Raw genomic sequence first — 15,393 nt, forward strand, 5'->3', positions numbered from 1 at the left:
ATCCCATTTACATTTTCATCGTTATTTAATTCAGTAATTGTGGCCAAAAGCTCCTCAGTAGTTGTGGTAGCTGGCAAATGAATTTTTTTCGATACAATTCCTAATTTCTCACATGCATTTCCCTTCATCTTCACATATGTGGCAGAAGAAGGATCATCACCAACTAGAATTGTAGCCAAACAAGGAGTAACTCCTGCTTCCTTGAGCTTTTCCACTCTTTCCTTAAGAGAATTTTTGACTTTGTTTGCTACCATCTGACCATCCAAAATAACAGGTTTCGTCACGTTAACCCCTCCATATATTAGAAAAAGAGACAGACCTACGCCTTCTCTCTGCCCAGACGACCGGCTTAACAGCGACGCAGCTCCCCTGTGGTTGCTTCCACATTTGTCGTCAGTTACTGCGATTTTTAATAAACTTTGTTAATTCATGCTTATTATATTCTTAAAACACATATATTTCAACCAAATAATATATTAACGTTCGGGTTTTTCTTATATACATATAGAAAACGGACAACTATTGTTGTCCGTTATGCAAACTCTTTTGAGATATGATTGGTTGTAGTAATTTACCTAATACAATGAAAGCCCTACCTCTCTTCCATCCTTACGGCTCCTAGACCGCGCCAGTGTGAATCAGGCCCTGTAATTTCTTCAGGGAATGACACTCTTGTAAACTTAACTCTAAATCATTTTTTTTGGAAATGAGTAAATAAAGTGAAAATACGAAAAAAAAGAAGGATTGTTGGGGAAACCGTCTAATGTAATTTTCTAATGGTATCATGGAATACCATTCTGAAGAGTATCAATTGTATTACAAACATTTTTTCCTTGTTGAAGTTTAATAATTATTATCCGTTTAAAATAACAATCCACCTCAAAAAAGCAACAAAATTTATTATATAACATTTTTTTACTTTTGTCAAAAAAGCTCCCCATAAAGGAGAGCTATGCTAATTTTTCATTAGTTTGATCATCAATGGGAACTGTTGCATATAACACTTCAATTTCCAATTCCTTCTGATACTTCTGTTTGATTTCTTTATTCCACTCAAGTTCTTCAGCCATGAAATCAATCACTTGATCTTTATATGTTTTTACAGTCTCTATGTCAAAAAGAAGAGCCCCTGTTCTCCGGTTGAAGAAGTCAATCGGTGAATACGCCATTTCATGATCGACTGCGTATTTTAATTGTGCAAATAATGTTACAGGCATTTGATATTTCTTTGCTTGTTCTTTATTATTTTTAATAATCTCCAGTAGTTTAGGCACGTTGGAGCCATACATTTTAGTCAATTTCGTTGCGTCTTCGGTTGATAGTCCTCCTTCAACTCCCTTTTTGACTTGATTAGAAATATACATATTAAATCCTCTACTACCCCCAACATCGCCTCCAGAAATAGGATAATCCTTGGTGCGACAACTAGAAAATTTCTCTCCTAATTCTTCACTGTATTTTTTGGATAATAAGTCAACCACTGTTTCCGCCATTTTTCTGTAGCCTGTTAACTTTCCGCCCGCGATCGTAATCAAACCTGATTTTGATTCCCATATTTCGTCTTTTCTTGAAATTTCAGAAGGATTTTTCCCTTCCTCCCATATTAATGGTCTCACTCCGGCCCAATTCGATTCAATATCATCAACAGAAATATGAACCGTTGGAAACATATAGTTGATACTAGCGATAATATAATCTCGATCGCTTGTTGTCATTCTAGGCTGGGCAATGGAGTCGTTATAGAAAGTATCTGTCGTACCTACATAAGTTTTTCCATCCCTAGGAATGGCGAAAACCATTCTACCGTCCGGTGTATCAAAGTAAATGGCTTGTTTGAGAGGAAACCTTTCTTGATCAATAACAATATGCACACCTTTAGAAAGCTTTAGCACCTTCCCAGCTTTGGATCGATCAAGTTCTCGAATACTATCCACCCAAGGACCAGCAGCATTTATCACTTTCTTTGCCCGAATTTCATAAGATTCTCCACTAATTAAATCATTTACTTTCGCGCCAACAATTTTACCATGTTCATAAACGAGTTTTTCTACCTTTGTATAATTAATCGCACATGCACCCTTGTCAACCGCTGCCTTCATTACTTCTATTGTAAGCCTAGCATCATCCGTACGATATTCGACATAATAACCGCCACCCTTTAACCCATCCTGCCTCACAAGTGGTTCCTTAGTAAGAGTTTCATTCGCAGAGAACATCATTCTTCTCTCCGACTTTTTTACTCCTGCTAAAAAATCATATACACGCAACCCTAAAGAGGTACTAAACTTTCCAAATGTTCCTCCTTGGTGAAAAGGAAGCAGCATCCATTCCGGGGTAGTTACATGTGGACCATTCTCATAAACAATGGCCCTCTCCTTACCAACCTCAGCGACCATTTTTACCTGAAATTGCTTTAAATAACGCAATCCACCATGAACTAGTTTTGTTGATCTGCTGGAAGTTCCAGCAGAAAAGTCTTGCATATCAACAACCGCCGTTTTCATTCCTCGAAGGGAGGCATCTAGCGAAATTCCAGCACCTGTAATTCCCCCACCAATGACTAATACATCATAATGCTTTGTTGAAAGTTCACTTACTAAATGTTTTCGATTTTTATTTGAAAAGCTCATCCCTATTTCCCCCTATTTCTAATTAGAATGAATAAAAAAGACCACAAAATACACTATCCAAAAAGATAATGATTTTGTGGTCTCTCCGATTTCTCCAACCTGAATTATTAACTTATTTTTAGTATACCAAACTGTATGTCACTGGTAAACATTTATCAATTCAATATATTATTTAAATGCCATTGCTGCATGAACAGCCTTTTTCCATCCAGAATAAAGCTCTTCTCTTTTATCTGAATTCATTTTCGGTTCAAAAGCACGATCCACTGCCCATTGCTTAGCAATATCATCTCTGCTTTCCCAATACCCAACTGCTAATCCAGCTAAGTAAGCAGCACCAAGTGCGGTTGTTTCATTTACTTTAGGTCTTTCCACTGGTACGTTCAATATATCCGATTGGAAGCTCATCAAGAAGTCATTCTTAACAGCGCCGCCATCTACTCTTAACGCTTTAAGTTCAATACCGGAATCCGCTTCCATAGCAGAAAGAACATCCCTTGTTTGATAAGCTAATGATTCTAGAGTAGCACGGACAAAATGCTCTTTAGAAGTTCCTCTAGTTAATCCAAACACCGCACCACGAACATCGCTATCCCAATAAGGTGTACCCAATCCAACAAAAGCTGGAACAACGTACACTCCTTCCGTTGATTCTACTTTTGACGCGTAGCTTTCACTATCCGAAGCATTCTTTAACATTCTAAGTCCATCACGAAGCCATTGAATGGCAGAGCCTGCAACGAAGATACTTCCTTCTAGCGCATACTCAACTTTTCCGTCAACACCCCATGCTAACGTAGTTAGTAAGCCATTGTCAGATTTCACTGCTTTTTCACCCGTGTTCATGAGCATAAAGCAGCCTGTTCCATACGTATTTTTAGCCATTCCTTCACCAAAGCAAGCCTGACCAAATAAGGCAGCCTGTTGGTCTCCAGCAATTCCCGCAATCGGAACCTCTTGGCCAAAGAAATGATAATCAACCGTATGTGCATACACTTCTGAGGAAGGACGGACTTCAGGAAGCATGGATTTTGGAACTGATAAAATTTCAAGAAGCTCCTCATCCCATTTCAAATCGTAAATATTATACATTAATGTACGAGATGCATTCGAGTAATCGGTAACATGAGCTTTCCCACCTGATAGCTTCCATACGAGCCACGTATCTATTGTTCCAAAAAGGAGTTTCCCTTGATCTGCCTTTTCACGTGCACCTTCTACATTGTCGAGAATCCATTTTACCTTTGTTCCTGAGAAATAAGCATCGATAAGAAGACCTGTTTTATCACGGAATAAATCATTATATCCTTTTGCTCTTAATTCATCACATATTCCACTTGTTTGTCTCGATTGCCAAACAATCGCATTGTAGACCGGAAGTCCTGTTTCCTTATCCCAAACTACAGCTGTCTCACGTTGGTTTGTAATCCCCAATCCAGCAATTTGCTCTGGTTTCACATTCGATTCTGACATGACACTCGCAATAACAGCTAATATGGACCCCCAAATTTCGCTTGCATTATGTTCAACCCAACCTGGCTTAGGAAAAATTTGAGTAAATTCCTTCTGAGCTACGTGAACGATTTCTCCCTCTTTGTTAAACAAAATCGCTCTCGAGCTTGTTGTACCTTGATCCAAAGATAAGATGTACTTTTCCATTAAAAGTTCCCCCTAATAATAGATTAAATTTAAGCTGCTTGTGAGGCAGTCGTATTACTTGATTGTTTTTTACCAAAAACATATGATAATGAAAGAACCACTATTGAAGCGCCTACTACCGGCCAAGTGTAGGAACCTGCTTCTCCTAGAAAGACTGTTTTGTAGAAAACTGCTCCTAATGCACCACCAAGAATTGGGCCAACAACTGGTATCCAGGAATAGGCCCAGTTCGAACCACCCTTTCCTGGGATGGGAAGTAGAAAATGCGCAATTCTTGGACCTAGATCACGAGCGGGGTTAATCGCATACCCGGTAGTTCCTCCAAGTGACATACCAATAACCACAATTAAAAGCCCCACTGCAATCGGATTAAGTCCTTCTGTGAAATTATTTGCTCCGATAAATAATAATCCTAATACTAAAATAAAAGTACCGAACATCTCACTAAATACGTTTGAGAACGTATGTGGAATAGCAGGACCAGTTGCAAACACACCTAGCTTCGTGCCAGGGTCTTCTGTACCTTTCCAATGAGGAAAATAATGTAAAAATACTAAAGTAGCTCCTATTATAGCACCAAGCAATTGAGCAATTATGTAACTCGGTACATCTGCCCAAGGAAAACTTCCATTCACCGCAAGCGCAACCGTTACAGCAGGATTTAAATGCGCCCCACTAATAGAGCCTACTGCAAAAACAGCCATTGTTACTGCTAGACCCCACGCTAGAGTAATCACAATCCAACCAGGATTGTTTGAGTAACTCCCCTTCAGAGAAGAACCCGCTCCAATTCCCGCACCAAACACAATCAAAATCATTGTTCCAATCACTTCACCTAAAAACGGCGACATACACATACCCCTTTCTTATTTAAAAATTTCAAGCCATCACTTTGGAACATCAAAAAAAAGACCCACGACAGAATACACCATTTAGGTAATCTGCGTGAGTCTCCTATTCTCCGTCACAAATGATTAACTTGTATTTACAGTATATAAATCTTTGAAAACGCTGTCAATAACTATATGAAAAAATTGCTAAAATTTATAAATATTTTAGTAGATTAAAATAAGTCCCATAGTTCCTTTTTCGAAGTTGTTATTGACGTAGCGCCAGCCTTTAATGCATTATTTACTTCATCAAACGTACGAATAAGACCTCCAGCAAAAATTGGAGTATCAAGTCTATTTTTTACTTCTTTTATCATCCAGGGCATAGCTCCTGGAAGTACTTCAATATAATCTGGCCTCGTTTTATTCACAAGCTTATAGCTCTTTTCTAGTGCATGAGAATCAATTAAAAAAATTCTTTGAACAGCAATTACCCCTTTTTGTTTTGCTTTTAAAATGACACTTGATTTGGTAGAAATAATTCCATACGGCTTAATTTCCTGACAAATATATTCTGTTCCATAATCATCATTTTTCAGACCATGAATCATATCAACATGGTAGATCATATCCTTTCCATGTGCCTTAGCCAATTGATTAATGTTTTTCAACTGAGCGATATGCGATTCAAGGAATACCCCTACTCGATACGGGCTTTTTAAAAATAACTCAAAATCCTTTAAATTTGATGATGCTGGCAATATTTTTTGGTCCATCTTCTCACATCCTTATTTATTATCTTATTTTGTATGTACGTAATTCTCAAGGACTTTTTAAAGACGGGTAAATTATGCAAATAAAAAAGTCAACCTTTGAACCGGTTGACTTTTTTCTCTTATGCCTGTTTTTTTGTTTTGACTGTCGTTCGTTTTTTCTTAGGAGCTTCTGTCGTCGCTTGTTTCGGTTTTGTTTTATCGATTGACGCTTGTAGTGCAGCCATTAAATCTGTGACATTTGACTTTTGTTCTTTTTCTACTGGCGTAACAATTTCTTTACCTGAACGCTTAGATTCAATCAGTTCCATCAATGCGGTTCGATAATCATCCGTATATTTTTCCGGATTAAACGTTGTAGTTAACTGATCGATCAACATTATTGCGGTATCAAGTTCTTTTTCTGTTACTTTATCTTCCGCAGGAACATTTGGAACATCAGCAGCAGATCTTACCTCATCCGGAAAATGGATCGTTTCCATTACTAATGAATTTTCATACACACGTATAACAGCCATCTGTTCTTTTGATCGAATGATAATTTTTGCTAATCCAACCTTTTCCGATTCTTGAAGCGCCTTTCTTAGTAAGGAATAGGCTTTTCCACCTCCATCACTCGGGGACATATAATAGCTTCGATCATAATAGATTGGATCGATCTCCTCCATTTTTACGAAATCTATAATCTCAACTGCCTTTTCTTCATTCTCTTTTTTTAATTTATTAAAATCCTCGTCTTCAAGAATGACGAACTTCCCTTTTGTGTATTCATATGCTCGAACAATTTCCTCTTGCTTCACTTCTTCATCGCAAACAGGACAAGTTTTTTCATATTTAATTGGAGAGTGACATTTCTTGTGCAATGTCCGAAGTTTAATATCCTTATCTTCTGTTGCCGAATGAAGCTTGATGGGGATATTTACGAGCCCAAAGCTGATACTCCCTTTCCAAATTGTATGCATGTGCATTCTCCATTCCTATTAGCCATTTTTATTATTTTTTCTTTAAAAAGATACATTATCCTACTTACTATTTGGAAAAAGAGTAAGTAAATGATGATATAGGAAAACTAAAAGGTAAGGAGAGTGATTCGTGTGAAACCAATGCTACCTACTTTAACATTCGAGGTACCACAGGGTGATAATTGGAACTACGAAGTAAAATACGATGGCTTTCGTGCGCTTTTATTTTGGGATAAGGAAATAAAATTGATAAGCAGAAACGGAAACTCCTTACTTGAAATTTTCCCAGAAATTAAACTTTACCTAGAAAAAAACAATGAATTGTTTAAAGAATTTCTACCCTTGGTGCTCGACGGGGAGTTAGTGTATCTTGAAAATGAATATAAAGCGCATTTTAGCAGCATTCAAGTTCGAGGCAGAATGCGCAGCGAAAAGAAAATACTTGAAAAAGCATTGCATAATCCATGCCGTCTCCTTGTATTTGACTTATTATCATTAAACGGAAAATCTTACAGTGATAGGAATTATGTTGATCGTAAAAAAGCACTTCTTAAGCTTTTCGAAGACTGTCACTTACCCACAGCTCCCGACCCCGTGAGTTCAGATTTAATTCAGCTAATTCCCGCTTCTAAAGATTATCAAGCCGTTTGGGAACAAGTCGTTTTACATGATGGTGAAGGAATTGTGGCCAAGCAAGATACAAATCAGTGGGAGGAAGGCAAACGAACCACTCTTTGGTTGAAGTTTAAAAACTTTAAGTATGTTTCCTGCTTTGTCACAGCATATGAAAAGTCAAATGGGTATTTTTATGTTGGAGTTTACAAGGATACCAATATATATCCAATTGGACAATTTTTATTTGGTATTAAACCCGAGGAAAAACAAGCTCTTTTTCAAATTATTAAAGAAAATAAAACAAAAGAGGATGACCGTTTCATCTACGTTCAACCCGCTATCTGCTTAGAGATTAAGTATTTAGAACTTTATGATGAACAAATGCGCGAGCCTCATTTTGAACGGTTTCAATTTGATCTTTCACCTGAGGATTGTACGTTTGAAAAATTTGTTCATCAACAAAAGAATTTACCTAAGGATATTGATGTTACACATCCAGATAAGCCCTTATGGGAGAAGCCAGCGGTAAAGAAGATTGATTTTATTCGTTATTTACAGGAAATTTCACCGTATTTATTGCCATTTTTACATAACCGATTATTAACCGTTATTCGTTATCCACATGGTATGTTCGGTGAAGCTTTTTATCAAAAAAACTGTCCTGACTATGCACCTGAGTTCGTTCAAACCGCCTTACACGATGGTATCAATTATATCGTTTGCAATAATTTAAAAACGTTATTATGGTTAGGTAACCAGCTGGCATTTGAGTTCCATATTCCTTTTCAAACTCTATCTAGTCACGGACCAAGTGAAATTGTGTTAGATTTGGATCCTCCTTCTAAAAAGGAATTTAAACTAGCTATTAAAGCTGCTCAAATGATAAAAGAAGTTCTCGACCATTTGAATCTTATTGGTTTTGTAAAAACGTCAGGAAATAAAGGTCTACAGATATATATCCCTCTTCCTGAAAATGAATTTTCTTATGATGATACAAGACTGTTTACGGAATTCATTGCAGAATATTTAATCTCGAAAGCACCAAATTCTTTTACTATCGAACGCTTAAAGAAAAATCGGCAAAATAAATTGTATATCGACTATATCCAACATGCAGAAGGAAAAACCATTGTGGCACCTTATTCTGCAAGGGGAAATGATACAGCCGCTCTAGCCACTCCATTATTTTGGGATGAAGTAACAGACGAACTTCGTATGGAGGATTTTACGATCTTAAACATGATGAAGCGTATAAATGAAAAAGGCGACCCGTTTCAATCCTATTTCGAGACGAAACAAAAGCAGAACTTTTCACCCATTCTTGAATTTTTAAAACAAAAAAAATAGCCGGGATACCCCGGCCTACAGCCATTCGTTTAACACCTGTTTTGAATGTTCTTCTAAGTTCTTATATTGACTGATTTCTTTTGTAATTTCTTCCTTTTTCACATAAGAAAATACTTGTTGCTCCAACTGAACTTCTATTTGGATGCGATGTGTAAAGGTTGCATTCCCGATTAAGTCAATTTTGAAAGAGTCATCAACTTTATGAGCAATACAGCGTACCTTGCCACCTGGGTTAAACACATCTACCGGTTGTTCAAACTCATTTAGGCCCAGCAAACAAGTAACAAGCGTTGAAGCAGACATCGCTGTTCCGCAAGCATTCGTAAACCCAACTCCTCTTTCAAATGTACGTACAAAAATACTTCCTTCCTGAAGCGGCTTAACGAAGCTCACATTTACTCCATCTGGAAATAACTCGTTTGGTGTGTTTACCTTTTCACTCAGTTCTTTTTGTATATTTGATTGAATTTGATCTTTTGTCACAATTCCAATTAGATGAGGGTTAGGTACAGCTACAGCAGTGAACTTAATTTCTGAAAGCTCTTGGATTGGTTCATCTATTAATGTTTTTTGATTCAGAATTAATGGAAGATCTTTAAGTTCAAAAGAAACAGGAGAGATTTCTACCTGATATGTAGGGATTTCTCCAAGAATGCTTTCTCGCTCATTCACTTCCAAATTCGCTTTCATCGTTTCTATGACTGCACTTTGAATGGAAAGTTTTTCACAAACATAACGGGCCACACAGCGTAATCCATTTCCACACATAGACGCCTCTGACCCATCTGCATTAAATACTCTCATTTTAGCATCAAAATCTTCACTACCCAGTACAAATAAGATCCCATCAGCTCCTACTCCTTTTTCTCTATTACAAAGAAGTAATGCAAGCTCGGAACGCTGTTGCTCAGTAAATAAAGGATTTGTCATTTCATCAATGATGAGGAAGTCATTATTGGATCCATGACATTTTAATAATTCTAAAATCACATTCAAACCTCCGTAAACATACATATTAATATTCTACATTTCCTCTATTGTACAATAAAGTAATCGTGTAGAACATTATGTTTGTATTTTAAAGATAACAAATATCTTCTACAACCATTCGGTTAGACCAATTGATTGCTTCAGCATATAGTTTGAACAAATCTGTTTCCATGATTTCAAGCTTTTTACATATTTCTCCGATCATTTTCCATTGTGCTTTTTCAACAGCTACAGCAAGGTCCAATACATCTTTATACTCGTTTTGCACTCCCATTAACGCTTGGACCATTTCCTCGTTTAGCGGAAGTGAATCAATCATTTTCTCTATTGGAATGGCCTTGACCCCATTCATAAAAGATAAAATACCTGTCATAAAATATCCTGGTATTTTTTCGGATTTACCATTCCGTATTCTTCCAATTTCTTCGCACAGTCTTCCTCTTGTTAGGCATAGTTTTGCCACGTCTAAGGAGACGCTAGAGGTTTGAGTTAATTCTTCTCTTGCTGCCAAAACATATATCCAGTTTTCTATTTCGAACGGCCCAAACTGTTCGACTGCTTGTCGAATATGATAGATTTTTTCTTTTAATTTATTTGCCGGTGAATTAATTAGTTTTAAAATTTTATATGAAAGTGAAGGATCTCTTTCAATAAATTCAACTATATCATTAACAGAAGTCTTTTCTTTGGATATAAATGCTCTCATATCAACATAGGAGGTAAAACAAGCAGGGATATCAAAAGTCGAGAAAATTGCAGGCTTTGAAAAGTAATAGCCTTGAAACAGACTAAAACCATTAGATTTTGCTTCCAAATATTCTTCATTGGTTTCTATTTTTTCTGCGATTAAGATCGTATCAGTAGCCAGTGCCTTTTTATTTATGCGCTTGCGTACGTTCTTATCTGTTTTTTGGAAGTCTACTTTTACATAATCCGTCTGTTCTAATATATCATTTGAATAGGGGTTCAGTTCATCTAACAAGCTAGAATTAATCGCAATTTTATAATGACTTTTCTTCATTTCTTTTAGAATTTCTAATAGATTTCTACTGGGGCGTGTAGATTCAACAAGCTCTATGACTATTTTCTTTGAACTAACATAGGAAGGTAACCTCATATCTAATAGTTTCTCTGTAAAATTAATAAAACAAGGCCTTCCTTCAGAAAGAGCATCTATCCCTATATTTAGAAAGCTATTGATGATCAACTCAGTAGTAGCGCGGTCACCATCTACATTTGGAAATTCATTTATATGATTATTTCGATAAAGCAGCTCGTAAGCAACTATACCTTCTTCTTGATTAAATATCGGCTGCCTTGCAACAAAAACTTCCATCTTACTCCCTCCGACCACTGCTCTTTGGCGAATATTTATATTTTATCGGAGGTAAATCATAGATACTGTCGAAGTTTGTAGGAAAGAAAATTTTTATTGTTCTAAAAATAAAAGGAGCATCTCTAAAAAGAGATACTCCTGATCAATCATATATAATGTGTAAAGAAATTAACAAGGAATAAAAAAGCGATGACATAAAGAGGAACTGAAACGTCTTTTGCTTTTCCTATTGAAATTTTCACCAGCGGATATAATATAAATCCGATCGCTATTCCATCAGCAATGCTATACGTGAATGGGATCATCACAATCATAATCAACGCAGGAAAGCTCTCGCTTAAATCCTTCATATCAAGGTTTCGGATATTCTGAAGCATTAATCCACCAATGATAATGAGGATAGGTGCGATTGCCGAGTCTGGTATCCACTTAAAAACAGGGATAAAAAATGCTGAAGCAGCAAATAAAAGACCTGTTGTTACAGCAGTTAACCCTGTTTTTCCACCTGCAGCCATACTCGATATACTCTCCACTGTCGAAACAGTTGGACTTGTTCCGAAAATAGCTGAAACAAAGGCAGAAACAGAATTCGCTTGTAAACCTTTGGAAAACTTTTCTGGACGATTGATAAATTGCGCGTGGCCATGAACCAATCCGATATTTTCAAATATTAATACCATCGATAATGAAAACACCGCTACCCAAAAAGAAAAAGTAAGCATTTTAGCAAACGACATCGCCCCAAAAACTTTCGCGTATTCGCTGATTGTGAAGCTTGCTTGATTTTCACCAGAAACATCAATGGTACCAAAAACCCAAGCAATCATTGTCCCAAACGCTACCGTTAACAGAAAGTTTCCTGGAATTCCTCTTAAAAACAAAATAACCGCAATAACAAAGGTGATTATAGCAGCCAATACACTAGGTTCGTTTAACGCACCAAGTGCTATTAAACTATTGGTTCCTTTTACAACTAAGCCGGCTTTTTCAAGACCAATAAACATGAGGAATAGTCCTAAGCCTACGGTTATTGCTTCCTTTAATGACTGTGGGATTGCCTGACTTAGCTTAATAGACAAGCTAGTAAAGGCAACAATCATAAACATAATTCCCGATACAAATACAACCGCTAACGCTTCCTGCCAGGTAAGACCCATTGTTTGCACTAGGGTATAAGAAAACAGTGCGTTAATTCCCATTCCTGGAACAAGAATAATCGGTGCATTCGCCCACAAACCCATGAGAAGACAACCGACAACAGACGTAAGAATAGTCGCGATTATTGCTCCTTCAAGCGGTATACCTGCTTCAGATAAGATAAGCGAATTAACAGCAACAATATACACAATCGTGAAAAAGCCGATCGTTCCTGCAGCTATCTCCTTTTGAATGGAGGATTCATGCGCTTCAATCCTAAAAAAACGATGTAACCATGCACTTATCATATGGATTCCAATCTATTTAATTAGCCCTCTCCCTACCCGCTTTCACTCAGTAAATATGAGTCAGCCACAATCATATATTTTATCACATTTTGCACTTACTGCCAATTCCTTATTAAGGTAGTCGCATCAATTCTTTATACAAATTTTCTTTATCAAGAGCACCTGTCACTTTATTTCTTATAACTCCCGTTGAATCTATAAAGTAACTTGTTGGATATGCCAAAATTTCATATTCAGCTGAGACTTCTCCCTTCTCGTCTAATAAAATTGGAAAGGTCAGCTTTTGGTCGCGGGCGAAGGATGTTACGTCCTCAAGGCTATCTTCCGTGTTTGTCATGTTCAACGCAAGAATAATAAATCCCTCATCCTTGTATTTTTTATACAATTCCTCCATATGTGGCATTTCAGCCTTACAAGGCGGACACCAACTTGCCCAAAAATTCAATAGAACCTTCTTTCCACGATAATCTGTCAGGCTCACTTGGTTCCCATTTAAATCCATCACTTGAAAGTTTGGTGCTTGATTCTCCATTTTTATTCCTACTGGAAGGGTGTCAGCATCTTTGATTTCTTCGTATTTATTTTCGTCTACCTTGCTAATTAACCCCTTCTCTTTTAATACAAACTTGTCAACGACAAACAGTACTAAGACAATCAACGTGATGATAATCATAAATTTTCTCATTGTAAATCCTCCACAATAAAAACCAACCCCAGGTTGAAGTTGGTTTCATCATACTATAACTATTTCAATTATTCTATCTCACTGCTCAATGATTTCTATAGCGATAGATCTTGGACAGAATAGAAAGGAGTATGACTTTATCGAGATCGGTTACCTCTTCACTAAATGTAAGAATAGGTGTATTTACATCTTTAATATGCTTGTCCCAAATACGAGGAAGAAAACCTCGTCTCACTCTAGCCAATATTTCTCCTTGAGAGTTGTATAGTTTGATATCTGTAAAAAAGGAAGAGGATTGAACGATTACTTCCTTTTTAGCAATATTTGTTTCTACCACATACCTTTTAAAAGCCTTCCTTTGAACACTCGCAACACATTTACCATCCACATTATTCATGATTAAAATGTTCTTTCCTTTTAGTATAAATGTGTATAACACTCCTCCATCAGATTTTGAAAAGGTATACGTTTTCGGAAAAAATTGATCTATAAAATAAGGAATAAACCATCTAAATTTGTATTGATAATAATCCTTTATTTCCGCATTAAGTTGACCGTTTTTGCTAAATAGAAGCATCCTTAAAGAGGGGGCAGGAAGAAACTGAATAGCCATAGAAGAACCAACAACAGACTCTACTGTTGACTCAATAACTGGCTCATCCGAATCTTCCATTCTATGTTTATTGACTAGAAATATTTGATAAGATATGAAACTGTACACAATAAAAGGCAGAGTTAATAGGAGAACACTATGATGTTGTTTCAGAGTAACTCCGATACACACTAAGAAAAATGGTGGTATTAGTGCAACAATACTGGCATGCAAACTCGTCATTGCTGCGTAGTGATAATAGTTATACATTTTCATAAAACAGTCTCCTTAGAAAGAATTTCCCTAATTCATTCTATGAAACTGTTTCTCTATTCATGATACTTCTTATTATCCTTGCACCCTTACTTTTGTTCGTTGAATTACATTCTTCACTTTTTTCAAACAAGTTCCAATAAAAAATGATAGTTTTTTTTCGACCTTTCCAGCCCCATACACATAACGCTGATAAAAGAATTGAATAACCTCTTCTAGAAACAAGAGAGTAATAAAAGGTGTAATCGCAAGTAAGACCCATACCGTCATTTTAAACTCCTCCCTGCTAATGTTTTACAGTGTATTCAAAACAAAACCAATCTATGAAACTCGTATTTTAAGTGATTTTAGTATTAAAGGTGCATAATAGCCTCGATCCTTGCAAGCCCATCCTCGTATCCTTGTTGATATAGCTCTTCTAGTCTCGTCGCATTTCTCTCCAACCGGCCAACCTTAATTGGGCTTGATGGTCGAATAACCATTATATTTCCCTTCTTTTCTTCCTGAATAATCTCATTTATTGTGTCATTATACATTTGATACCGGCGTGTTAACGCTCGTTGTAGCCCAGGATACTGAGGGTACCTCTGTTTTACAAGAAAACCAAATCGTGAAGGTTTTTTTGTGTACCCTTCGTTTCTAGTTAATACAACTACATTCTTCCCATAACCATCACTCTTGGCCTTTTTTAAAGGAATCGAATCACTAATTCCCCCATCTAGTAAGTATCTATCTTTAAAAAATATTTCTTGCGAAACAAACGGAAGAGAACTCGACGCTTTCAATACGGTCAGCATCTCTTGACCATAATCACTTTTTTTAAAATACACAGGTTCACCCGATGCACAGTCGGTTGTTCCAATGACAAATTCTGTTTTATTTTTATAAAAGGATTCGAAGTCAAACGGTATTAGCCTTGATGGAATTTCATGGAAGATAAAATCCATCCCAAATAACTCCCTATTTTTTATATAATTTTTCAAAGAGAGATAACGTGAATCCGATATATACTCAAGATTCACCTTTTTATTTCTCCCTTTCTGCTGTGATAAATATGAGGCAGCATTACACGCACCAGCAGACACACCAATAACATAAGGAAACGATAATCCGTTCTCTAAGAAGCTCTCTAACACACCTGCTGTATATACTCCGCGCATTCCGCCGCCTTCTAATACAAGACCTGTTCCATCTACAAACACATCATTACTTCCTTTCTACATACCCTTCATTTACATATTATAACAAATTTTATT

Annotated in this window: 14 protein-coding genes and 1 riboswitch; of the genes, 1 reads left to right on the forward strand and 13 read right to left on the reverse strand. The window is 36.6% G+C overall.

Annotated elements, in window-relative coordinates; all coding sequences use genetic code 11:
• From ACGLXV_RS07530 to ku, 6 genes are all read right to left on the reverse strand, one after another.
• A partial coding sequence (locus tag ACGLXV_RS07530) for a tetrahydrofolate dehydrogenase/cyclohydrolase catalytic domain-containing protein (RefSeq protein WP_391558162.1) occupies positions 1-254 on the reverse strand: 254 nt, incomplete at its 3' end.
• A 73-nt stretch (positions 255-327) separates the two neighbouring features.
• A riboswitch (ZMP/ZTP riboswitch) is annotated at positions 328-411 on the reverse strand.
• A 539-nt stretch (positions 412-950) separates the two neighbouring features.
• A complete protein-coding gene (locus tag ACGLXV_RS07535) occupies positions 951-2,630 on the reverse strand; it encodes a glycerol-3-phosphate dehydrogenase/oxidase (RefSeq protein ID WP_391558141.1) in 1,680 nt (559 codons plus the stop codon).
• Between the two features lie 168 nt (positions 2,631-2,798).
• Positions 2,799-4,289 carry a glycerol kinase GlpK gene (gene glpK / locus ACGLXV_RS07540; RefSeq protein ID WP_391558142.1) on the reverse strand — a complete coding sequence of 497 codons (1,491 nt, stop codon included), beginning with the start codon at positions 4,287-4,289 and terminating at the stop codon, positions 2,799-2,801.
• A gap of 29 nt (positions 4,290-4,318) precedes the next feature.
• Positions 4,319-5,140 carry an MIP/aquaporin family protein gene (locus ACGLXV_RS07545; RefSeq protein WP_119708791.1) on the reverse strand — a complete coding sequence of 274 codons (822 nt, stop codon included), beginning with the start codon at positions 5,138-5,140 and terminating at the stop codon, positions 4,319-4,321.
• Between the two features lie 212 nt (positions 5,141-5,352).
• Positions 5,353-5,895, reverse strand: coding sequence for a glycerol-3-phosphate responsive antiterminator (locus ACGLXV_RS07550; RefSeq protein ID WP_391558143.1), 543 nt, complete (start codon positions 5,893-5,895; stop codon positions 5,353-5,355).
• A gap of 119 nt (positions 5,896-6,014) precedes the next feature.
• Positions 6,015-6,854, reverse strand: a complete 840-nt coding sequence (gene ku, locus ACGLXV_RS07555; RefSeq protein ID WP_391558144.1) for a non-homologous end joining protein Ku — start codon at positions 6,852-6,854, stop codon at positions 6,015-6,017.
• A 132-nt stretch (positions 6,855-6,986) separates the two neighbouring features.
• On the opposite strand from ku, the gene ACGLXV_RS07560 reads away from it, so the two are divergent.
• Positions 6,987-8,816 (forward strand): DNA ligase D, encoded by a 1,830-nt coding sequence (locus ACGLXV_RS07560; RefSeq protein ID WP_119708794.1) that lies wholly within the window; start codon positions 6,987-6,989, stop codon positions 8,814-8,816.
• 15 nt (positions 8,817-8,831) lie between these two features.
• Here ACGLXV_RS07560 and dapF read toward each other — a convergent pair whose 3' ends face one another.
• The 7 genes from dapF to ACGLXV_RS07595 all read right to left on the reverse strand — a co-directional run bounded on the left by dapF (position 8,832) and on the right by ACGLXV_RS07595 (position 15,339).
• Positions 8,832-9,806, reverse strand: a complete 975-nt coding sequence (gene dapF / locus ACGLXV_RS07565; protein ID WP_391558145.1) for a diaminopimelate epimerase — start codon at positions 9,804-9,806, stop codon at positions 8,832-8,834.
• An 88-nt stretch (positions 9,807-9,894) separates the two neighbouring features.
• A complete protein-coding gene (locus ACGLXV_RS07570; protein WP_391558146.1) occupies positions 9,895-11,142 on the reverse strand; it encodes an EAL and HDOD domain-containing protein in 1,248 nt (415 codons plus the stop codon).
• Between the two features lie 146 nt (positions 11,143-11,288).
• The gene (locus tag ACGLXV_RS07575; protein ID WP_391558163.1) at positions 11,289-12,584 is read right to left on the reverse strand and encodes an NCS2 family permease; all 1,296 of its coding nucleotides are present in this window, start codon (positions 12,582-12,584) and stop codon (positions 11,289-11,291) included.
• Positions 12,585-12,699: 115 nt separating this feature from the next.
• A complete protein-coding gene (locus tag ACGLXV_RS07580) occupies positions 12,700-13,272 on the reverse strand; it encodes a TlpA disulfide reductase family protein (protein ID WP_391558147.1) in 573 nt (190 codons plus the stop codon).
• A gap of 85 nt (positions 13,273-13,357) precedes the next feature.
• Complete coding sequence (locus ACGLXV_RS07585) at positions 13,358-14,140, reverse strand: hypothetical protein (protein WP_391558148.1); 783 nt, start codon at positions 14,138-14,140, stop codon at positions 13,358-13,360.
• A gap of 72 nt (positions 14,141-14,212) precedes the next feature.
• Positions 14,213-14,407, reverse strand: a complete 195-nt coding sequence (locus ACGLXV_RS07590) for a hypothetical protein (RefSeq protein ID WP_391558149.1) — start codon at positions 14,405-14,407, stop codon at positions 14,213-14,215.
• 83 nt (positions 14,408-14,490) lie between these two features.
• Entirely contained in the window at positions 14,491-15,339 is an 849-nt protein-coding gene (locus tag ACGLXV_RS07595) for a patatin-like phospholipase family protein (protein ID WP_391558150.1), read from the reverse strand.
• Between the last annotated feature and the right edge of the window lie 54 nt (positions 15,340-15,393).

Origin of the sequence: Robertmurraya sp. (assembly GCF_036676585.1) — a bacterium.
Classification (GTDB): Bacteria; Bacillota; Bacilli; order Bacillales; family Cytobacillaceae; genus Robertmurraya_A.